The 25,115-nt window shown below is 69.5% G+C and carries 1 protein-coding gene; it reads left to right on the top strand.

Annotation, left to right across the window (positions count from 1 at the left end):
• Nucleotides 1-78: 78 nt before the first annotated feature.
• A complete protein-coding gene (locus HGB39_RS00045; RefSeq protein ID WP_168442908.1) occupies nucleotides 79-25,032 on the top strand; it encodes a non-ribosomal peptide synthetase in 24,954 nt (8,317 codons plus the stop codon).
• Nucleotides 25,033-25,115 lie beyond the last annotated feature (83 nt).

The following is a 25,115-nucleotide window of genomic DNA, read 5'->3' as shown; positions in this document are numbered from 1 at the left end:
GGCCAATTCACAGTAACGAAGCGGCGTGCAGGCCCGATTTCTGCTCGGATCGGGAAACATGGACGGGGGACAACCACTGTGAGTGAGTTCCCCCTGTCGAGAGCACAACAGGGAATCTGGTTCGCCCAGCAACTCGACCCGAGCGTCCCCCTCAACGTGGCCCAGTATGTGGAGATTCAGGGACACGTCGACGTGGGGTGCCTGGTGGACGCCACCGACCGTGCATCCCGTGAACTGGAGTCGCCATTCGTCCTGCTGGTCGACGGTCGTGATGGAACCCTACAGAGTGTCGACTTCGATATCGAAGACGCTCTCGCTTACCGCGACTTCCGCGACGGTGAGAACCCCGCCGTCGAAGCGCACCGTTGGATGAGCGCGGAATACAGCCGCCCGCTCGACGTGCTGAAAGACCGGCTGATCATGGCCACCCTGCTGCACGTCGGCGACGACCATTACTTCTGGTTTTCCCGCGTCCACCACATCGTCATCGACGGCCACGGCGGCATGGTGCTCACCAACCGTGTGGCCGAGATCTACAGCCACCTCGTGAACGGCACCGAACCGCCGCCGTCCAAGGCGCTGAGCCTGCGCGAGCTGTACGACGCCGAAGACGCCTACCGATCCACGAGCCGGTTCGAGACGGACGGAAACTACTGGGCCGAACGTATCGCCGGCCTGCCCGACCCCGCCCGTCTCACCGCCCGGGAAGCGCCACCCGTCGCACCCTCGCTCCTTCTCGGCGGCACCATCGACGACGGCATCTCCCAGAGCATCGGCGACGTTGCCCGACGCTGGAATTCGTCCGACGTCCCCGTCGTAGTCGCCGCGTTCGCCGCCTTCCTCGCACGAATGACCGGCACCACCGACATCGTGCTGAGCCTGCCCGTCTCCGCGCGCACCACCGCGGCCGCTCGTCGCTCGGCCGGCATGGTGTCGAACATCGTCCCGCTGCGCGTGCACGTAGACGGCGAGGTGAGCGGCGCGGAGCTCGTCCGACGGGTGCAGCTCGAGCTCACCGGGGCCCTGCGGCACCAGCGCTACCGCTACGAAGACATGCGACGCGACCTCCCCGACGGCGGTGCGCGGCGCGGCGGCTTCGGCCCCACCGTGAACCTGATGATCTACCACCAGGAGATCGTGCTCGGAGACGTCGTCGGCGTCTTCCATCCACTCACCAGCGGTCCGGTGGACGACCTCGCCCTCAATCTTTACCCATCGGTAACTGGGCGGGGTACACGCATCGACTTCGAGGCCAACCCCACCCTCTACGAAGAAACCGAGCTGCACACTCGGTACCGCCGGTTCCTGGACTTCCTCGAGACGTTCGTCGGCGCGGAGGACGACACCCAGGTCGGGGCACTGCCGATTCTCGACGAGACCGAGCAGGCGGTACTGGTGCCCTGCGGCGGCCCGCCCGCCGTCCCGCCGACAACCCTGCCCGAACTGCTCGACGCCGGACTGCGTGACCCCGACGCAATCGCACTGCGGCACGCGGGCGTCGACCTTTCGTACGGACAGCTGGACGCGTGGTCGAACCGGCTCGCCCATCGGCTGATCGAGCGCGGTATCGGACCCGAAGACGTGGTGGCCGTGATGCTGCCGCGCTCACCCGAATCGGTGGTGGCACTGTGGGCCGTCGCGCGCTCGGGCGCCGCCTATCTGCCCGTCGACCCCGGCTACCCGGCAGAGCGGATCGCGTTCATGCTCGCCGATTCCGGGACCACGGTGGCATTCGCCGCGGACGCCTCGGTGCTGCCCGCCGGAATCGACTGGGTGGAGGTGACAGACCGGCCCGGCGACCCGTCACCCGTTGCCGACACCGATCGTGTCCGCCCACTGCGCCTCGACCACCCCGCGTACGTGCTCTACACGTCCGGCTCCACCGGAACGCCCAAGGGGGTGACGGTGACGCACCGCGGCCTGGCCGGCCTGGCCTCCGCGCGTAACGGACTCTACGACGTCGACGAGTCCGCCCGCGTCGCACACTTCGCGTCCCCGTCGTTCGACATCTCCCTGGACGAGCTGCTGCTCGCGTTCACCGCCGGAGCCACGCTGGTGATCGTGCCGCCCGACGTCTTCGGGGGCGAGATGCTGACGGAGCTGCTGCGCACGGAGCGCGTGACGCACGCCGTACTCACCCCCGCGGTCGTAGCCACCCTGGTGCCGTCGGAGCTACCCGACCTCCGCGTCCTTGACGTCGGCGGCGAGGCGCTGGCCGGCGCACTGGTCGATGCGTGGGCGCCCGGCCGCGTCATGGTCAACGGCTACGGGCCCACCGAGGCCACCGTCACCACCCTGTTCAGCCCACCGCTGGTACCGGGAGAGCCGGTCACGATCGGCCGTCCCGTGCCGGGCACCGACGCACTCGTGCTCGATACCCGACTCCGCCCGGTCCCCGTCGGCGTGGTCGGGGAGTTGTATCTGGCGGGGGAGAGCGTCGCGCGGGGATATCACCGGCGCACCCGGCTGACAGCCGAGCGATTCGTCGCCTACCCGCACGGCGCCGGGTCGCGGATGTACCGCACCGGTGACCGGGTGCGGTGGACCCCCGGCCACCAGCTCGAGTTCGTCGGCCGCACCGACACCCAGGTGAAGATCCGCGGCTTCCGGGTCGAGCTCGGCGAGATCGACGCCGTGCTCACCGCAGCGCCGGGCGTCGACCACGCCGTCACCGTGGTACACGGTGCCGGAATATCCTCGGGCACAGTGGTGTCGTACGTCAGCGGCGCGACCGACCCAGCCGCAGTGCTCGATTTCGCCGCCGCCCGGCTGCCGCACTACATGGTGCCGGCCTCGGTGACCGTGCTCGAGCAGATGCCACTCACCCCCAGCGGCAAGATCGACCGCGCGGGCCTCCCTGAACCGGTCGTGTCGCCGTCCCGCGCGCCGCACGGCGAGGTCGAAGAACTCGTGGCCGCTGTGATCGCCGACGTTCTCGGACTGCACTCCGTCGGAGCCGACGCCGACTTCTTCGCGCTGGGCGGAAATTCGCTCTCCGCCACGCAGGTCGCTGCCCGGCTCTCGGCCCGGGGACACGTGGTCGGGGTGCGCGACATCTTCGAGGCACCGACCGTTGCGCTTCTGGCCACCAGAATGGGCGCTTCGCGTTCGCGGGTGGCCACACCGCCCCTGCGCCGTGCCGACTCGGACGGGGGCACAGCACCACTCGCACCGGCGCAGCAGCGACTGTGGCTCCTGGCGCAGGCCGCGCCCGAATCGCCCGCCTACAACGTGCCGTTCGTCGTCGAACTCGACGGTGAGCTGGACGCGTCGAGTTTGGCTGCGGCGGTGCACGACGTCCTCGACCGGCACACGGTGCTGCGCACCGTCTACCCCGACACCGCCAACGGTCCCGTGCAAGTGGTCACCCCTGCCGTCGTGGACCTGACACCCATTCCGCTCGAACCCGGCGCACTCGACGCCGCCGCGGCCGAACTCGCGGGCCGCGGCTTCGACGTCACCACCGAGACACCGGTGCGCATCCGCCTCTACCGGCTCGCCCCCACCCGCCACGCGCTCGTCGTGATTGCGCATCACATCGCGATGGACGGCTTGTCGTTCGCGCCGCTCACCCGTGACGTGATCACCGCCTACGAGGCACGTCGCTCCGGCACTGCGCCGAGCTGGCCCGAGCTCGACGTGCAGTACACCGACTACGCCCGATGGCACCGCGACATCGTGGACGCCGCCGCCCCCGGCGACATCGACTACTGGGCCACCCAACTCGATGGCGTGCCCGAGTTGCTGCCGCTGCCCACCGACCGCCCCCGCCCAGCGGCAGGGTTGCACCCGGCGGGGACGGTACCGCTGGCGTTCGACGCCGACCTGCACCGGTCGGTGGAAGAGCTCGCACGGACAGATGATTCGACGCCCTTCATGGTGGTGCACGCCGCGCTGGCCGTCACATTGAGCGCGCTGGCGGGCACCGACGACATCGCCATCGGAACAGCGGTGTCGGGGCGCACCCATCCCTCGCTCGACGCGCTGGTCGGCATGTTCGTGAGCAACGTCGTGCTCCGCACCCGAGTATCCGCGCATCAGACACTTGCCGACGTGCTGTCGGACGTTCGCCGCACCGATCTGGACGCCTTCGCGCATTCCGAGACACCGTTCGACCGCATCGTCGACGCCGTGACGGGCGGGGTATCGGCGCCGCATCATCCGCTGCTCCAGGTCGCGCTGGCATTCGAGAACGCCGCCACCGAACCCGAACTGACCCTGCCCGGTCTCACGGTGCGCGCATACGCGGTCCCCGCCCCGGTCGCACGCTTCGATCTGGAACTGGCATTGGCCGAACAGCATTCGCCGGACGGTTCTGCCGCCGGGCTGCTCGGTACCGTCACCTACTCCCGCGCACTGTTCGACGACACCACCGTGCACCGCTGGACTCGACTCCTCGAACGGGTGCTGCGGGCCATGGTGGCGCACCCCGACAGCCCAGTGCGCACGCTGGACCTGCTCGACCCCGACGACCGGTCCGCACTGATTCCGCACCACGGACCCGCCGCCGCACCGGCCCTCACCCTGCCCGCGCTGCTGGACGGCACCGGCATCGCAGTCGTGAGCGGTTCCGTCGAGCTCACCCCCGCGGAACTCGACGACCGGACCAACCGGCTGGCGCACCACCTGATCGAGCGGGGCCTCGGCCCCGGCGACGTGGTGGCCGTGCTGCTGCCGCGCTCCGTCGAATGGGTGACCGCGTTGTGGGCGGTCACCCGGACCGGTGCGGCGTTCGTGCCCATCGATCCCACCTACCCCGAATCGCGTGTGGCGCACATACTCGCCGACTCCGGGGCGCGCGCTGTACTCACCGACAGCGACATGCAGCACCTCGGCGACAACCCGTCCCCGGTTGCCGACGCCGACCGGGTGCGCCCGCTGCGGGTGGACGATCCCGCGTACGTCATCTACACCTCCGGGTCGACCGGAACTCCCAAGGGTGTCGTCGTCACCCATCGCGGGCTGTCGAGTCACGCTGCGGCCCTCCGGAAGTCCTACGCCGTGGACAGCGGGTCGCGGGTACTGGCGTTCGCGTCGCCGAGCGTCGACGCTTCCGTCCACGAACTGCTGTCGGCGTGCGGTGCGACGCTGGTCCTCGCGCCCACCGACGTCTACGGCGGCGACGAACTGACGGAACTCCTGCAGCGTGAGCGCATCACCCACTGGACCACCACCCCGGCTGTCCTCGCTCTCACCAAGCCCGATGGTCTCGAGCGCCTGCGCGTCGTCGCGGTGGCCGGAGACGTGTGCCCACAGGAATTGGTGTCGCGGTGGGCGCCCGGCCGCACCCTACTCAACCTGTACGGGCCCACCGAGGCCACCATCTGGGCCACCGGCACCGGACCACTGTCCGCGGATGACCCGGTGACCATCGGCAGCCCCATCGACGGCATGTCGGTGCTGGTGCTCGACGCGGCTCTGCGTCCGGTCCCCGTCGGCGTCGTGGGGGAGCTGTACCTGGCCGGACCGGGCCTCGCCCGCGGATACGTCGGCAGGCCCGGGTGGACGGCGGAACGCTTTGTCGCCAACCCGCACGGCGACGGTCGCATGTACCGGACCGGAGACCTCGTCCGCTGGACCGCCTCGCGCCACCTCGAATTCGCCGGACGCGCAGACGATCAGGTGAAGATCCGCGGCTACCGCGTAGAACTCGGCGAGATCGACGCGGTCCTGGGGGTCGCTCCCGGAGTCGACACGGCGGTCACGATCGCCCGCGATGGCACCCTGCACTCCTACGTCCACGGAACCGACGTGGACACCGACGTCGTGCTCGCCTTCGCGACGCAGCACCTGCCCCGGCACCTGAATCCCGCATCCGTGACCGCCCTCGGGAGCCTGCCGCTGACGCGTGGCGGGAAAATCGACCGGGCGGCGTTGCCCGATCCCGTGATCCGGACGGCATCGAGCCGGGGAGCGCGCACCGCGACGCAGGAACTGGTGGCTGCCGCATTCGCTACCGAAATCGGGACCGCGGGCATCGATATCGACGACAGTTTCTTCGACCTCGGCGGAAACTCACTGGGAGCAACACGTCTCGCCGCCCGAGTGGGGTCGGTGCTGGGACGCCGGGTCTCGGTGCGCGACATCTTCGACCACCCCACCGTGGCCGAACTGGCCGCCCACGTGACGGGGGCCGCCGACCGCCCGGCGCTCGACCCGCGCGAGACGTCGGGACCGGTGCCCCTGTCGGCGCAGCAGCAGGGACTGTGGCTGGTCAACCAGCGCGACCCCGCCGCCGATCCGTACGCCATGGGATTCGAGGTGGACCTCGACGGCACCCTTGACGTGGTGGCCCTGCGGACCGCTGTCCGGGATGTGCAGCACCGGCATCGGATGCTGCGCACGGTGTTCCCCTCACTGGGCGAGCAGGTGGTGCTCGACGACGCGGACTGCGTTCTGGACGACGTTGCCGGCGGCGGAATCGACCTCACCCGTGAGGTTCCGATTCGTGTGACCCTGTCGCAGCGTGCCCGCGACCGGCACACCGTTGCCATCCTGCTGCACCACATCGCCGTCGACGGACTGTCCCTGCGGCCGCTGCTGCGCGACCTCGCCGTCGCCTACTCCGCGCGCACAGCCGGCCGCGTTCCCGACTGGGCGCCGCTGCCCGTGGAGTACGCGAGCTACGTGCGGTGGCAGCGAGAAGTACTCGGCGACGCGGAAGACCCCGACAGCCTCGCCGCCCGCCAACTGGGCTATTGGGCAGAGGCATTGGACGAGCTTCCGGCGGTGTTGCCGTTGCCGCTGGACCGACCGCGGCCCGCCGGCGCGCTGACGCTGGGACACACAACGTTCGCTGTGGGCGCCGAACAGCACCGTGCGCTGGTCCGGTTGGCGCGCGAGAACGGCGTGACCCCGTTCATGGTGCTGCACGCAGCGGTCGCCGTGCTGCTGCGTGCCCTGACCGGCACCGACGACATCGCCGTCGGCACGTCCACGGGTGGTCGCGCGGATCCGGCACTCGACGACCTGGTCGGCATGTTCGTCGGCACCCTGGCGCTGCGCACCCGGATCGACCCCGCCGCGAGCTTCGCGGATCTCCTCGAGACGGTGCGGGCAGCAGACCTCGGGGCGTTCGAGCACGCCGACGTGCCGTTCGAACAGGTCGTGCGACAGCAGGGCACGGAACCCGGCCAGCTCGAACACCCGCTGTTCCAGGTGATGTTGGCATACGAGAACTTCGGCGAAGCCGACGCGACGCTGCCCGGTCTCGCAGCTCGGGTGCGGGACGTCCAGACCCACGCCCGACCGTTCGACCTGGACCTGACCGTACGCGAGCGACGCTCGGACGACGGCAGCCCCGACGGACTGCACGCGGACGTGAACTTCCCGCGTGAACTGTTCGACGCCGAAACCATCGACCGGTGGATGGCGTTGCTGCAGCATGTACTTCTCGCCGCAACTTCCGATCCGTCGGTGACGGTCGGAAATCTGGACCTGCTCGCGCCGGACGAGCACGCCGCACTGGTACCACGCGTCGGACCGGTCGCCGTTCCGGTCGCGACTCTGCCCGACCTCCTCGACGGTAGGCACGAGGGGGTGGCCGTGCGGTGCGCCGACGTCGAGGTCACCTACCGCGAGCTGGATGCTCGGGCCAACAGATTGGCCCGGCGACTGATCGCGCGCGGGATCGGACCCGAGGACCTGGTGGCCCTGATGCTGCCGCGGTCTGTCGAGTCGATCGTCGCCGTGTGGGCCGTCACGCGCAGCGGCGCCGCATTCCTCCCGGTGGATCCGGGATATCCGCCGGAGCGGATCGCATTCATGCTCCACGACTCCGAGGTCAGGGTGGCGCTGGCCGCCGACGCGTCGCACGTGCCCGAAGGATTTACGTGGATCGACGTCGCCGACGGCCCGGGTGACGCGGGCGCGGTGACCGACGGGGATCGCGTTCGGCCGCTGCGGGTCGACCATCCGGCATACGTGCTCTACACGTCCGGCTCCACCGGAATGCCCAAGGGCGTCGTGGTTACTCACCGCGGGCTGGCGCCGCTCGCCGACGCGAACGCGATGCTGGGACTCCTCGATTCGGAAGCGCGGGTGGCGCACGTCGCGTCGCCGTCGTTCGATCTCTCCATCAACGAGATGCTGCTGGCGTTCACCGCCGGCGCCACCCTGGTGATCGTGCCACCCGGGGTACTCGCCGGCGACGAACTGGCCGACGTGCTCCGCCGCGAACGCGTCACCCATGTGATGGTGACACCGAGTGTGCTGGCGTCACTGGAGCCGTCGTCGGTGCCGGACCTACGGGTGATCGACCTGGCCGGCGAAGAATTGCCGTGGGAACTCGCTCAGCGATGGACCCCCGGACGCATCGTCGTCAACGGGTACGGGCCGACCGAAACCACCATCGTCAACTTCATGAGCGACCCCCTCACGCCGGGCGGTCCGCTGACCATCGGCGGCCCCATCGAGGGAACCGAAGTGCTGGTGCTGGATTCGCGGCTGCGTCCGGTTCCGGTCGGTGTGACCGGCGAGGTGTACCTGGCGGGGGAGAGCCTCGGCCGGGGCTACCACGGCAGATCGGGGCTGACGGCGGAGCGGTTCATCGCCTACCCGTCCGGCAACGGCGCGCGGATGTACCGTTCCGGCGACCTGGCCCGGTGGACGCCCTCGCACGAACTCGTGATCGTGGGGCGCGCCGACAACCAGGTGAAGATCCGTGGGTTCCGGGTGGAACTCGGTGAGGTGGACGCCGCACTGCGGGCGGCACCCGGGGTCGAGGGCGCGGTGACGCTGGTGCACGGCACAACGCTGGCCTCGTATGTCACCGGATCGGTGGAACCGGCTGCAGTGCGAGCATTCACGGCCGACAAGCTGCCCCACTACATGGTGCCCGGTTCGGTGACGGTGCTGGACGCGATGCCGCTGACCGCCAACGGCAAGGTGGATCGGGCCGCGCTGCCCGAGCCCGGGGCGTCCGTGGTGCGGTCACGGAAGCCGCGCGGCGCCACCGAAGAGGTCGTGGCCCGGGTGATCGCCGACGTGCTCGGCCTGCCGTTCATCGATGCCGAGACCGACTTCTTCGCGGTCGGCGCCAGTTCGCTGACCGCGACCACCCTGGCGTCGCGGGTCGGGCATGCGCTCGACCGGCAGGTGAGTGTGCGCGACGTCTTCGAGGCTCCCACCGTGGCGACGTTGACATCCAGGCTGCTCCGCAGCCCGTGCGCCTTTTCGGCTGCTCTGACTACCACAAAGGCGCACGGGCGCGAAGCGCCTCTCGCACCCGCACAGGATCGGTTGTGGCTGCTCGACCGGATGGATCCCGGCTCCGCCGACTACGTCGTCCCGTTCGCGGTGGACCTGAGCGGCGCCGTCGACGTGGACGCGCTGGCCGCGGCCGTGCGGGACGTGGTGGACCGCCACGAGCCGCTGCGCACCGTGTTCCGGGAGACCGAGACCGGAGTGGTGCAACTGCCGTCGGACGTCGCACTCGATCTGAGCCCGGTTCCGGTCGACGAACACCGACTCGGCGAGGCGATCACCGCACTGACAACCGAGGGGTTCGACCTCAGCCGGGATACGCCGATTCGCGTCCGGATCTTCGACCGCGGGACCCACGGCTACACCGTGGTCGTCGCCGCCCATCACATCGTCTTCGACGGACTCTCGGTCGTCCCGCTCACCCGCGACCTGATGGCCGCGTACCGCGCGCGCCGGGAGGGCGACGCCCCCGGTTGGGACGCCCTACCGGTCCGGTACGGCGACTACGCCCGCTGGCACCGCCGGATCGTGGAGGAGGGCGCCGACCGAGATCTCGCGTTCTGGAAGACCACCCTCGACGGACTGCCGGAGCGGCTGCCGCTACCCACCGATCGGCCGCGGCCGGCGACGGCGACCACCCCGGATCGCGTCCCCTTCACGGTGGACCCGAGTACCCACCGTGCCGTGGTGGAACTGGCCAGACGATGCAGCGCCACCCCGTTCATGGTGGTGCACAGCGCCTTGGCCGCCACCCTGGCCGTCCTCAGCGGTGCCGACGACATCGCCGTCGGCACGCCGGTGTCCGGTCGCGGCGATCCCGTCCTGGACGATCTGGTGGGCATGTTCGTCGGCACCGTCGTTCTGCGTACCCGGGTGGATCCGAGGATCCCGTTCGCCGACCTCGTCTCCTCCACCCGCGTCGCGGATCTGGCGGCCTTCGCGCACAGCGAGCAACCGTTCGACCGAGTGGTCGACGTCGTCGCGCCGACTCGCTCCGTCGGGCATCACCCGCTGTTCCAAGTGATGCTCGCCTACCAGAACTTCACCGAACCCGAGATTCGATTCGACGACGTCACCGTACGCAGTCGCGGCATCCCGAGCAGCGTCAGCCGCTACGACCTGGAGATCGAGATTCGGGAACGGCACGCCGAGGACGGCGCCGCAGCCGGACTCGACGGCGTGATCGCCTACCCGACCGAACTGTTCGACCGTGTCACCATCGTCCGGTGGTCGACACTGCTGCAGCGGTTGCTGCAGGCAGCCGTGGCGGACCCGTCGGTGGCCGTCGGCGATCTCGACGTGCTCGAGCCGTCCGAGGCCGCCGACCTGGTCCCCGCGCGCGGGGAAGTGGCACTCTCGCCGATCACGCTTCCCGACCTTCTGCGCGGCAACTCCCACGACGTCGCGGTGCGGTGCGGTGACGCCCACCTGACCTATCGGGAGCTCGACGAGCGAGCCAACCGGCTGGCGCGCAAGCTGATCGGACTGTGCGTAGGACCCGAGGACGCGGTGGCGCTGATGCTGCCGCGCTCGATCGACTCGGTGACCGCGGTGTGGGCCGTTGCCCGCAGCGGTGCCGCGTCGCTGCCGATCGACCTGGACCATCCGGCTGAACGCACCGCCCGGATCCTCGCCGCCGCTGGGGTGCGCGTCGCGATCGCGCACGACGCCGAGCTCGTTCCCGACGGCATCGTGTGGATCGACGCGCGCGAGAGGCAGGGGGATTCGACACCTGTCACCGACGGCGAGCGCGTCCGGCCGCTCTCGGCGGATCACCCCGCGTACGTGGTCTTCACCTCCGGGTCGACCGGCGAACCCAAGGGTGTCGTGGTAACTCACCGCGGCTTCGCGAACCACGCCGCCGAGGTCCGTGACCGCTACCGAGTGGGGCCGGACTCCCGCGTACTGCACTTCGCGGCCCCTAGCTTCGACGGCGCCATCCACGAAATTCTGGTGGCCGCCATCGGCGGCGCCACCCTCGTGATCGCCCCACCAGGCGTAGTGGGCGGCGACGAGTTGAAGGACCTGCTCCGCCGCGAACGCGTCACCCACTGGACCACCACCCCCTCGGTGCCCGCGCTGATGGACGCGGAAGGCCTGGACTCGCTCGCGTTCCTGGCCGTGGTGGGGGAGGCGTGCCCGCCGGACGTGCTGGAACGCTGGGCCGCCGGACGCCGGACCGTTGTGGATCTGTACGGACCCACCGAACACACCGTGTGGGCCACCGGAAGCAGTGCATTGCAGCCCGGCGACCCGATCACCGTCGGGCGTCCGATCCGCGGTGCGTCCGCGGTGGTACTCGACGCCCGGCTACGGCCGGTGCCGGTGGGTGTCATCGGCGAGCTGTACCTGTCGGGTCCGGCGCTGGCCCGCGGCTACCTCGGTGCACCCGATCTGACGGCGGAACGATTCGTCGCGAATCCGTACGGATACGGTCGTATGTATCGATCCGGCGACCTGGTGCGCTGGACCGCAGACCACACCCTCGAGTTCGTCGGTCGCGCCGACAGCCAACTCAAGATCCGTGGATTCCGCGTGGAACTCGGCGAGATCGACGCGGTGCTGTGGTCGGCGCCCGGAGTCGACACCGCCGTCACCGTGCCGCACGACAACGTCCTCGCCGCGTACGTATACGGCACCGTCGAGCTCGACCCCGCAGCATTGCGGGCGTACGTGGCGGAGCGACTGCCGCACTACATGGTGCCCGCGACTGTGACCGTGCTGGATGCCGTGCCGCTCTCGGTGAACGGCAAGGTGAACCGTCACGCCCTGCCCGCACCCGCACTTCCGGCGGCGACCCGGCCCCCTCGGACCCCCGTCGAGCAAACTGTCGCGGACGCAGTGGCAGCCGTCCTCGGGATCCCCGACATCAGCGCCGACGCGGATTTCTTTGCTTTGGGCGGAAATTCGCTGTCCGCGACCCGGGTTGTCTCGCACCTGTCAGCGATGTCCGGACTGCGTATCGGTGTGCGTGACCTGTTCGACCGCCCCACCGTTGCCGCGCTCGCCGCCCTGATCGAGGAGGGCGGTGACCAGCGTCCACCGCTCGTCGCCGAGCCCGCCGAGCAGCCGGCGCCGCTTGCCTACGCGCAGCAACGGCTGTGGTTGCTCAACCGGGTCGACCTCCAGTCTCCCGCCTACAACGTGCCGTTCGCCGTCGACCTCGACGGTGACCTGGACGTCACAGCATTGTCTGCCGCCCTGCACGATGTGGTCACCCGGCACGCCGTGCTGCGCACCGTCTTCCCCGACACCGAGACCGGGCCCGTCCAGAAGGTCGTGCCCGCCGCTGTCGACCTCACGCCCACCGAGGACGAGACCGCCTTCGCCGTCCGCGGGTTCGACCTCACCACCGAGCCACCGCTGCGCGCCGCCCTGTTCGCGGTCGCGCCGCACCGCCACACCCTCGCAGTGGTGCTGCACCACATCGCCGTCGACGGATTGTCGTTCGGGCCGCTGATCCGGGACGTGGCCGTCGCCTACCACGCGAGGACGTCCGGCCGCGTTCCCGACTGGGCTCCGCTTCCCGTCGCCTACACCGACTACGCCCGGTGGCAGCGCCGCCTCCTCGGCGACGCCGCCGCCCCTGACAGTCGTATGCGACGCGAACTCGACTACTGGACATCCGCACTCGCCGGACTGCCCACCCTGCTGCCGCTGCCCACCGACCGGCCACGACCCGGCACCGATCGGCTGACCGCCCGACACCTCCCGTTCTCGGTTCCCGCCGAGTTGCATCGACGCCTGGAAACAGTGGCTCGGCAGCAGAACGCGACGCCCTTCATGGTGTTGCACGCCGCACTCGCCGTCCTGCTGTCCAAGCTGACCGGTGCCGACGACCTCGCCATCGGGACACCCACATCGGGCCGCACCGACCCGGCGCTCGACGACGTAGTCGGTATGTTCGTCGGCACCGTGGCCCTGCGCAGCAGGATCGACCCACGCGCCGGGTTCGACGCCCTACTCGCCGCCGTCCGGGAAACCGACCTCGCCGCGTTCGCCCATTCCGAGGTGCCGTTCGACCTGGCCGTGGATGCGGTCGCGCCTACCCGTTCCGTCGGGCATCATCCGCTGTTCCAGGTGATGCTGGCGTACGACAACTTCGAGTCCCTCCCGGCTGTGACGATGTCGGGGCTGGATGTACGCGGCCGTGAACTGGGCACCGGCACCAGCCGCTTCGACCTCGAAGTGTCGGTACGCGAACAGCGCGGCGAAGATGGTGAATCGGCCGGTCTCGACGGTGTATTCGTCTATCCGGCAGAGCTGTTCGATTCCGAGACGGTCGAGCGGTGGGCGGAGCGTCTGCTGCGGGTGCTGCGGGCGGTGACCACCGATGTGCAGGTGCCTGTGGGATCGATCGACGTGCTCGGCGAGTCCGAACGCGACGCGAGTGTTTCGGGTATCGACGGTGCACTACCGGAAGCGTCGTCGTTGGCCGAACTGTTCGAGCACCGCGCCGCCGAGAATCCCGACGCGGCGGCAATCACGTTCGGTGACACCACGGTGACCTACGGCGACCTGGATCACCGCTCCGCGGAGATGGCCGAGCACCTTCGGACCTCCGGCGTGGGAGCCGAAGACCTGGTGGCCCTCGTTCTGCCTCGCTCGGTCGATCTGGTGGTGGCGATGCTCGCGGTGATCCGCGCCGGCGCCGCATACGTGCCCATCGACGTCGACTACCCCGCCGAACGCATCCGTTACCTGCTCGACGACGCTGCGCCGGCGGTCGTGATCTCCGAGATGCCGCAGGTGAGTGGCACTGTGTCCTCGGGCGCGCCTCGCCGCGCACCGGGGGGAGCGGCGTACGTGATCTACACGTCGGGCTCCACCGGGCAGCCGAAGGGCGTGACGGTCACCCACGCCAACGTACTGTCGCTGCTCGCCAACACGCGCGAGGAATTCGGCTTCGGCCCGGGCGACGTGTGGACGATGTTCCACTCCCACGCCTTCGACTTCTCGGTCTGGGAGATGTGGGGCGCCCTCACCACCGGCGGACGACTCGTGCTGATCGACCGCGACCTCGCCCGCTCGCCCCGCGAATTCGCCGATCTGCTGGTACACGAAGGCGTCACCGTCCTCAACCAGACGCCGTCCGCCTTCGGGCAACTCGCCGAGGACATCGACAGCTCCTCGCTGCGGCTGCTGATCTTCGGCGGTGAGGCGCTCGACCACACCCTCGTGGCGTCCTGGCTCGGCCGCCACCCGAACGTGCGCGCGGTCAACATGTTCGGCATCACCGAAACCACGGTGCACGTCACACGGCACGACCTGCAGTCGGGAGATGAGCACCGGTCCGTGGGCAGGGCGCTGCCGGGACTGCGGACCTACGTCCTGGATACATCGCTGCATCCCGTGCCGCCCGGGACCGTCGGCGAACTGTACGTCTCCGGCGCACAGGTCGCGCGCGGATACGTGGGACTGCCCTCACTCACCGCGGAACGGTTCGTCGCCGACCCCTTCATCCCCGGCACCCGCATGTATCGGACGGGAGATCTTGCCCGATACCGCTCGAACGGTGAACTCGACCACCAGGGCCGCGCCGACACCCAGGTGGCGGTGCGCGGCTACCGCATCGAGCCCGGAGAGATCGAGGCGACACTTCTGCGGCGTCCCGACGTCGAGCACGCCGCAGTCATGCTGCGCGGCAGCGCCGTCGGCGACCAACTGGTGGCCTACGTGGTGAGCACAGCGGACCCGCGCACCCTCCTCGGTCACCTGCGGTCGGTGTTGCCCGAGTACCTCGTGCCGGGCGCGGTGGTGCCCGTCCCGACCTTCCCGCTGACCCCCAACGGGAAATTGGACCGGCACGCGCTGCCCGAACCGACCGTCCTCGCTGCAGACGCCCACGCACCCCACGGGCCGATCGAGGAAGTGGTCGCAGGTGTATTCGCCGAGCTTCTCGGCGGCATCGAGGTCGGCGCCCGGCAGAGCTTCTTCGACCTGGGTGGCAATTCGTTGATCGCCACCCGGGTAGCTGCCCGGCTCAGCGCCGTCTTCGACACGGACGTGACGGTCCGCGACCTCTTCGAGGTACCCACCGTCGCCGAACTGGCGACGCGGGTGGAGGAGCGGGCCGGGGACGGCCGTCGCCGACCGCCGCTGGTGCCAGTCGCCTACGGTGAGCAGCTTCCGCTCTCGCCGGCGCAGGAACGGATGTGGATCCTCAACCAGTTCGACACGGGCGCAGCCGGATACAACATTCCGCTCATCGTCCGACTCGACGGCGACCTCGACGTGGAGGCGCTTGCCGCCGCGGCGCGCGACGTCGTGCAACGTCACCGCACCCTGCGCACCGTGTACCCACGGACCGCGGACGGTGTGCAGCAGGTGGTGCTCGAGGCCGACGAGATCCCGCTGAATCTCACTGCGATCGCAATTCCCGACGACGCCGTCGACGCCCACGTCCGAGCCCTCACCGGTGACGGTTTCGACGTGGCGACAGAGCCGCCGCTGCGGGCGCGCCTCTACCGGACCGCCGCAACCACCCACGTGCTCACCCTGGTGATCCACCACATCGCCGCCGACGCATGGTCGCTGGCCCCGCTGATCAGGGACACCCTGGAGGCGTATCGGGCCCGGCTGAGTGGAGCCGGACCCCAATGGTCCTCGCTTCCTGTGCAATACAGCGACTACAGCATCTGGCAGCGTCGGATGCTTGCCGAGGACAGCGAGAACACCGAGAACGCACTGTCGAACTACTGGTCGGGTGCCCTGGCAGGGCTGCCCGAACAGGTGACCCTCCCGCCCGACCGCCCCCGCCCCGCCATCCCGTCGGGGGAGGGCGCCGCTCACTCGGTGATGGTGGACACGGCGCTGCACGAGTCTCTGACCGCACTGGCACGCACCTACCGGGCCACGACGTTCATGGTGTTGCACGCCGCACTCGCGGCGCTGCTCTCTCGGTACAGCGGCAACCCGGACGTGCCCATAGGCACCGCAGTCGCCGGCCGTGGCGATCCGCAACTCGACGACGTAGTCGGTATGTTCGCCAGCACTCTGGTGTTGCGGGCAACCGTCGACCCGACCGCCAGCTTCACCGAACTGCTCGCCCAGGTGCACGAACGTGACATCGCGGCCTACACCCACGCCGACATGCCGTTCGAGACACTGGTGGAGCTGCTCAACCCGCCGCGATCGGCGTCGCACCACCCGCTGTTCCAGGTGGCACTGTCGATGCAGCGACACCGCCCCGGACACCTCACCCTGCCCGGGCTGACCGTGACCCCGGTGATCCCCGACGTCGAGCACGCGAACTTCGATCTGCAGCTCACCGTCGCCGAGCCCGGACCCGGTGAGCCGATGGCACTCCACTTCGGCTACAACGCGGAACTCTACGACCACGCCACCGTCGTCGAGTTCGCAGCGCAGCTGGTGCGGTTTCTCGAGGCGGTCACCGCCGACCCCGACATCTCCGTGGGCGATGTGGACCTGCTGAGCGAGCGCGAGCATTCCGACCTGGTCCCCGCTGCCGGGCCCCGCACACCGGGCGCGCTGACGTTGCGGGCCATGATCACGCGCGGCGCCCAGGTGGCGCCGGATGCCGTGGCGGTCCGCGACTCCGGCACGCAACTGACGTACCGGGAACTCGACGCCCGCTCCGACGTCGTCGCCCGCGCACTCGTCGACTCGGGTGTGCGGCCGGGTGACTGCGTCGTCTGGTCGGCGCCTCGTTCGACCGAGTCGGTGGTGAGGTTGTGGGCGATCGCGAAAGCAGGCGCAGCGCCCGTCCTGATAGACCCGGCTCTGCCCGAAGCGCGGGTGGCCGTCATGCGGGCCATCGCCGACAGTCTGCCGAGGGCGACGGGCACGGCGTACGTGGTGTTCACATCCGGCACCACGGGCACACCCAAAGCCGTCGTGGTGACGGACTCCGGCCTGGGCGCACTGGACGCGGACGTCGCGTCGCGCTTCGGCGCCGCGCCGGGAGCGCGGGTGCTGCACCGCGCCGCCGCCGGATTCGACATGACCCTGCTCGAGGTACTGATCGCAGGTGCGTCCGGGGCCACACTCGTGATTGCGTCCGACACCGAGTTCGCCGGTCCCGCACTGGGTGAGTTGCTTCGCCGCGAACGGATCACCCACGCCTGTATCACCCCCACCGTTCTCGCGACCGTCGGCGACATCGCACTACCTGACCTGGAAGTACTGATGGTGGGCGGCGAGCGGCTCGGAGCCGAACTGGTCGACCGGTGGGCGCCTGGCCGCCGGCTGATCAACGGCTACGGTCCCGCCGAGTCGACGATGTACACCATTGCGACTCGTCCGCTGTCGTCCGGAGCGCCGGTGACGATCGGTACCCCCATCCCGGGTGTCGCCGCCCTCGTGCTCGACGAGCGGCTACGCCCGGTGCCGGTGGGCGTGCCCGGCGAGCTGTACCTGTCGGGCGGTGCGCTGGCCCGGGGTTATGCCGAGCAACCCGGGCTGACGGCGGAACGCTTCGTCGCCGGCCCGGACGGCACACGCTTGTACCGCACGGGCGACCTGGTGCGCTGGCGAGGCGGTGACGAACTGGAGTACATGGGCCGCAACGACAGCCAAGTCAAGATCCGAGGGGTCCGCGTCGAACCGGGTGAGATCGACGCCGCCATCGCCCGCGTCGCCGACGTCGACTTCGCGGCCACGATCGTCCGCCCCACACCCACCGGCTCCGACTCACTCGTCTCATACGTGTTGCCTCGGCACACAGGCTTCGACGCGGACGGACTACGGCGTCGCCTGGCCGAACTGCTGCCGTCGTACCTGGTACCGACGGCCGTCGTGGTGCTCGATTCGCCGCCGCAGACTATCAACGGCAAGCTCGACCTGCGTTCGCTGCCCACGCCCGAACTCGGTGCGGGTGAGCACGAACCGCCCGCCACGGATACCGAACGTGCCGTGGCCGCGGTCTTCGCCGAGGTCCTCGAACTGCCCGAGGCCGGTCGCGGGGCGCACTTCTTCGATGCGGGCGGCAACTCGCTGCTGGCCACACAGCTGACAGCCCGGCTTTCCGAGGTGATGGGCCGCCCGGTCCCGCTGCGCAGCCTCTTTGCGCACCCCACGATCGCGGAACTTGCCACCGTCCTCGATGGTGCCGTCCCCGAACCGGATCTGCGGCCCGCGCTCGTCTCGCAACCGCGTCCGGATCGAATTCCACTGTCGCGCAGTCAGTACCGGATGTGGGCACTCAACCGTCGCGACCCGTCGTCCGCGGCCTACAACCAGCCCGCGACACTCCGGCTGGACGGGCCGCTCGACGTGCCCGCGTTGTCGGCGGCGCTCGCGGACGTCGTCGCCCGGCACGAAGTACTCCGCACCCAGTACCCCGCCGCGGCGGGAGAACTGCCCCACCAGCAGATCCTCCCGGCCGGCGAACTGGACCTCACGCCCCAGGACACGCACCCGGAGTCGGTGGAATCCGTGGTGGCCGCATTCGCGTCCGAGGGGTTCGACCTCACCTGCGAAATGCCCCTGCGGGTCCGGTTGCTGCAGATCGGTCCCGATTCGCACGTGTTGGCCGTGGTGCTCCACCACATCGCCGCCGACGGCTGGTCGCTCACCCCTCTGGTGACCGACGTACTCACCGCCTACGACGCTCGTCGCGCCGGAGACACACCCGACTGGGCGCCGTTGTCCATACACTTCGCCGACTACGCGCTCTGGGAGCAGGAACTGCTCCGCAGCGAGTACTCGGCGCGCGGTGTCGAGCACTGGCGGCGCGCGCTCGACGGTGCCGAGTCGGGTGCCGCACTCATCCCGGATAGGCGACCGAGCATCGATGCATCGGACGGCGCCGCCGGGGTGGTGAGCTTCCGGATCCCCGGCGCGGTCCAGCGAGCGGTGCACCGGTTGGCTCACGACCACCGCGCCACGCCGTTCATGGTGCTGCACGCGGCACTGTCGGTGCTGCTGTCGCGGCTCGGTGCGCAGCGCGACGTCACCGTTGCCACCGCGGTGGCCGGCCGCGGCGACCGTACCCTCGACCCGCTGGTCGGAATGTTCGTCAACACTCTCGCTCTGCGGGCGCAGGTCCAGCCGGACATGCCGTTCGCAGGACTGCTGGCCCAGGTGCGCGACTTCGACGTGGATGCGTTCGAGCACGCCGACGTGCCCTTCGAATCGATCGCCGACCTGCTCGGGGGACGCACACCGCAGGTCGCACTTGCAGTGGAGAACCTCGACCTTCCTGCCGTCGACGTGGCCGGCCTTCGCGTAGAAGTCCGGGAAGTCGACACCCGCACAGCGAAATTCGACCTCCACGTGACGGTCCGCGAACACTGGGACGGCGAGAAACCCGGCGGTATGGACGGGGCCGTCGCCTACGCCGCCGACCTGTTCGACCGCGGTACCGCAGCCTCACTGGCGACCCTCCTGGGCCAGGTGCTGGACGCTGTCACACTCGATCCGCAAGTGATGGTGGGGGGGATCGTCCTGGCTCCGGCACCTCCGCTCACCGGTGGGCCCGCCGACGACACCCGCACCCTCACCGACATCCTCCTGTCCACCGCTGCCGTGCACCCCGACCGTCCGGCTCTCACCGACGGCACCCGGGCACTCACCTACCGCGAACTGGCCGCGGCGTCGGAACTCCGGGCCGGTCAGCTTCGCGCCGAGGGCACCGGACCCGGAACGGTCGTGGAAATCTGCATGCCGCGCTCGATCGACTTCGTGATCGAACTCTGGGCCGTGACCCGGACCGGGGCCACCTTCCTGCCGCTCGACCCGACCCACCCCGGCGAACGCCGGGAGGCGATGGTGGCGCAGGCGCAGGAGTCGGCGCAACCATCGGTGGCGTACATCATCTACACGTCCGGATCGACCGGCACCCCGAAGGGCGTGGCCGTCACCCACCGCGGACTGGGTTCCCTCGCCGACGAGGCCGTCCGCAGGTACCGAGTGCACCCCGAGGCGCGGGTACTGCACGGCTACAACCCCACCTTCGACGCAGCGCTGCTCGAGATGCTGCTGGCCTTCCGGTCGGGTGCCTGCCTCGTGGTCGCACCCCCTGACGTCTACGGCGGCACCGAGCTGCAGCATCTGCTCACCGCTCAGGGCGTGACGCATTACCTCTCCACACCCTCCGTCTTGGCGACCCTCGAACCGCGGGAACTGGACGCCCTCCAGGTCGTCGCCGTGGGCGGCGAGCCTTTGAGCCCGGAGCAGGCCGCAGCGTGGAGCGAGGGGCGGCTGATGCTGAACGCCTACGGGCCCACCGAGTCCACAGTGGTGGCCACCCTGGCAGAGGTGGGCGCCGACGTCACCATCGGCACACCCGTCCCCGGCACGACGGCGGCTGTCCTGGACGACCGGCTCCGTCCGGTACCGCTCGGGGGCGTCGGTGAACTGTACTTGGAGGGACTGGGACTGGCCCTCGGCTACGTCGCGGACCCAGCGCTGACGGCCGCGAACTTCGTTGCCGGACAAGCCGGCATCCGCCGTTACCGCACCGGCGACGTGGTGCACCGCCGCGTCGACGGCACACTGTCGTACGTCGGACGCGCCGATCGTCAAGTGAAGGTGCGCGGCATGCGCATCGAGCCCGCCGAGGTGGAGGCCGCCCTGCTGGTGCAGCCCGGTGTCACCCAGGCAGTGGTGTTGCTGCACCACGGTCGGCTGGTCGCCTTCGTCACGGGGGCGGCTGTGGATCCCGAACCGCTCCGCGCGCAATTGATCAGACAACTCCCGGCACACCTGGTGCCGCAGAGCATCATGATTCGCGACAGCCTTCCGCTCACCTCCAACGGCAAACTCGACGTGCGGGCGCTGGAAGCGAGCTACGTCGAGATCGACACCGACTCGCCGGCGCCACTGCGGACCATGACCGGGGAACTGGTTGCAGGGGTGTTCGCTACAGTGCTCGGCGGCGTGAGCGTCGGTGCCCACAGCAACTTCTTCGACATCGGCGGCGACTCCCTGTCTGCGACCGCGGTGACAGGCCGGCTGTCGGCGGCATTCCGCGTGGACGTACCCGTCAGAACGCTGTTCGAACATCCCACCGCCGCCGGGATGGCCGGATGGCTCGACCAGCGGCACACGGTCGCGACACGCATTCCACTGGCGCCACGGGACCCGGCCGCCCGGATTCCGCTGTCGCCGGCGCAGCAACGGATGTGGCTGCTGCACCGCGTCGATCCGAGCGCTTCGATGCACCATCTCGTGTTCGTGCATCGTCTCGGCGACGACATCGACCTGGCCGCACTGCGGCACGCACTCGCCGACGTGGTGCAGCGGCATGCCGTGCTGCGCACAGTCTTTCCCATGGACGACAGCGGACCACACCAGGTGATCGTCCCCGTGAACATCGACCTGCGTCCCGTCCACGGCGCCGACGTGTCCGCCGAGGTCGCGGAATTCGTGCGGCGACCCTTTGACCTGGAGTCGGAAACCCCGCTACGCGTGCAACTGTGGGCCGAAGCCGACGGCGACCACGTGCTCGCCGCCGTCGTGCATCACATTGCGCTGGACGGTGGCTCCATGGAGCGGTTGGCCACCGACCTCGAAGCTGCCTACACCGCTCGCTGCGGAGGACGCGAACCGCAATGGGAGCCGCTTCCCGTCGATTACGCGGATTACAGCGTGTGGCTGCGCGGGGTCCTCGGCGACCCCGCGGACCCCGACAGCGTCGCCCATGCCCAGCTCGACTACTGGACCAGGGTGCTCGACGGCGTCGACGCCCCGATCGCGTTGCCCACGGACCGTCCGCGGCCCGCCCAACCGAGCCACACGGGCGCCACCGTCGAGTGGACCCTGGACCCCGAAGTGCGTCAACGGTTGTCCGACGTCGCCCGCAGTCAGGGCGCCACGGTGTTCATGGTGCTGCACGCGGCGCTTGCCGTTCTGCTGTCGCGCGAAGGTGGGCACCCGGACGTCGTGATAGGGACCGCCGTTGCCGGACGACCCGACCCGGCACTCGACGCACTGGTGGGGATGTTCGTCGGCACCGTCGCCTTGCGCACCGAAGTGAACTCTGCTGCAACCTTTGCCGCGCTCCTCCAGCAGGTGCGTTCGGCTGACCTCGACGCGTTCGCCCACGCCGACGTGCCGTTCGACGACGTGGTCGCGCGCATGGCACCCCGCCGCTCTACCTCGTACAACCCGCTGTTCCAGGTGATGCTCGCGTACCAGCACGCAGCGCAGCAGCCGGGCGGTCTGCCCGGAACCGAGGCGGTCGGAGCCACTACTGCCACCGCAGAATTCGACCTGGTGTGGGATTTCACGGAATCGTCGGGGGAGCTGACGCTGCGGCTGTTGTATGCCACGGACCTGTTCGACGACTCCACCGCCCGGGCGCTGGCACAGCGCTTCGATCGTATCCTCGGCGCAGCCCTGACCGATCCGTCCGCGGTGGTCGGCGACATCGACATCCTCGAGGCGGGCGAACGTGCGGCCCTCGTCAGTGGCCCCGCACGGAACTATCAGCCGAAGACCCTCGCCGAGATCTTCGAGACACAGGTCCGCGCCACCCCGCACGCCGTCGCCGTAGAGGACGACGGAGCGCAGTGGACATACGAAGAACTGGACGACGTGGCGGAGCGGTGGGCCCGGGCGCTCTCGGACCGTGGCGTCGAACCCGAGGATGTGGTCGCGGTCGCCACCGGTCGTGGCCGGCACTGGGTGGCCGCCGTGTGGGCTGTGGCGAAAGCAGGCGCGGTCTGGCTGTCGCTGGACCCGACGCATCCCACCGAGCGTCTGGAATGGATGCTCGCCGACTCCGGTGCCGTGGTCGGGCTGACCGTGCCCGAGCGCATCTCCGAGCTCCCGTCCACAATCCCTTGGCTCCCACCCGTGAGTACTTATCAACCACCCGCGGTTAAGAAGTACTCACAGGTGGAGGGCGCCGCGTATGTGATCTACACATCCGGCACCACCGGAACGCCGAAGGGTGTCGTGGTGCCGCATCGCGGTCTGGTGAATGTGGTTGCTGCGCAGGCGCCGGTTCTCGACATCGACGGCGCCGTGCGGGTTCTCCAGCTGGCCTCCCCGACCTTCGACGCCTCACTGTTCGAAATGCTGTACGCGCTGTCATCCGGCGGCAGCCTGGTGATCGCCCCCGACTTCACTTATGCCGGCGATCAGTTGGCCGACGTGGTGCGCCGGGAGCGCATCACCCATCTCGTCGCGACGCCCACCGTGCTGGCCACTCTCGATGCCGACAGCCTGGGTGACGAAGGGCCCCGGACCGTGGTGTCGGTCGGCGAACGCCTACCGTCGGCATTGGCGACGACCTGGGCGTCGCGTCATCGGCTCTTCAATGCCTACGGTCCCACGGAATTCACAATCCTGGCGTCGGTCGCAGGACCGCTCACACCGGCCGGCGTCGATGACGGCGTCGACATCGGGGACGTGATCGACGCTGCCGCCGCCCTCGTGCTCGACTCCAGGCTGCATCCGGTGCCCGACGGCGTGACCGGTGAGCTCTACCTGTCCGGAAGCAGCGTCGCCCGTGGCTACCTCGGGCGGCGTGGTCTCACCGCAACGCAGTTCGTCCCCAACCCGTATGGGAAACCTGGAGACCGGATGTACCGCACCGGAGACCTGGTGCGCCGCAATGCACACGGTGCTCTGGACTATCTGGGACGCAATGACGCTCAGGTGCAGCTGCACGGCATCCGCGTCGAACCTGCCGAGGTGGACGTCGCATTGGCCCGGCACTCCGACGTCAGGTTCGTGATCACCACGCCGGTCGTGGCTCCCGGTGGACAGCTCGTCCTCGTCTCCTACGTGGTGATGGAGCCCGACTCCACGCTCACCGCCCGCACTGTGCGCGAATTCGCCCGCGCGGTTCTGCCCCGACATCTGGTGCCGTCCGCCGTCGTCGTGCTGGACAGCCTGCCGGTTCTACCGTCGGGCAAAGTCGACCGATCCGCGCTTCCCGAGCCGGAATTCGATTCGGACACGACAGGGACGACACCGCCGTCCGGATATCTGGAGACAGTGGTCGCCGACGTAATGGCCAATGTCATCGGAGTGGTTTTCATCGGCACGGATCAAGATTTCTTCGCGCTGGGCGGCACCTCCATGGGCGCGGTGGCGGCGGCCGATGAACTGCGCACGAGGCTGGGCCGGGACGTGCCCCTGCAATGGCTCTTCACCGACCCCACCGCCGCGCGACTCGCCAAGCGCATCGAATCCGGTACGTCGGCGTCCGACGATCCGTTCGCCGCTGTGGTGCGCCTCGGCGGAGAGGGCGACGGTCCGCCACTGTTCTGCATCCACCCTGCGGCGGGAATCGCGTGGTGTTACACGGGCCTCGCAGAGCATCTCCCCGGACGTGTGTTGTACGGAGTGCAGGCAACCGGTGACACGGACTTGCCCTCGTCAATCGCCGAGCTGGCCGCTCGCCACATCGACGCCATCCGCACGGTGCAGCCGACCGGCCCGTACCACCTGCTGGGCTGGTCGCTGGGCGGCACTGTGGCACAGGAGATGGCCGTGCAACTACACGAAGCGGGCCACGAAGTGGCCACCCTCGCGATGCTCGATACCCTGCTGCCGGAACACCGCGCGGCGCTCGTGAACCTCGGCGACAACCGGCCCGAGCTGGACCTTCCGGCCGAGCTCGGAGCAGCGGTGCCGGCCGATCGTGTGCGGTCGCTGGGCGAGCTCCTCATCCGTCTCGAGCAGATCGCGTCGACACATCAGCCCCGGCACTTCGGCGGCGACGCCGTGTTCTTCACGGCCGCATATGATCTCGATCATCATCCGGAACTCGTTCCGGACTGGCGGCGACACTTCGGCGGTGACGTCACCGAACACCGCATCGATGCTGTGCACGCAGACATGGTCGGGCGTGTACCGGTGGCTGTGATCGGCCGAAGACTGCGTGGATCGGGAGGCCACTCCGGACCGTGAAGCAGCTGCCGCCCCTGACCGCGGCCATCACTAAGATGCAGAGGTTCAGTCGGGTCGAAACGAAGTAGATGACAGCACGATCA

It is taken from the genome of Rhodococcus opacus (genome assembly GCF_012396235.1).
GTDB classification, from domain to species: domain Bacteria; phylum Actinomycetota; class Actinomycetes; order Mycobacteriales; family Mycobacteriaceae; genus Rhodococcus_F; species Rhodococcus_F opacus.
This window is presented reverse-complemented; position numbering and strand designations above follow the sequence as displayed.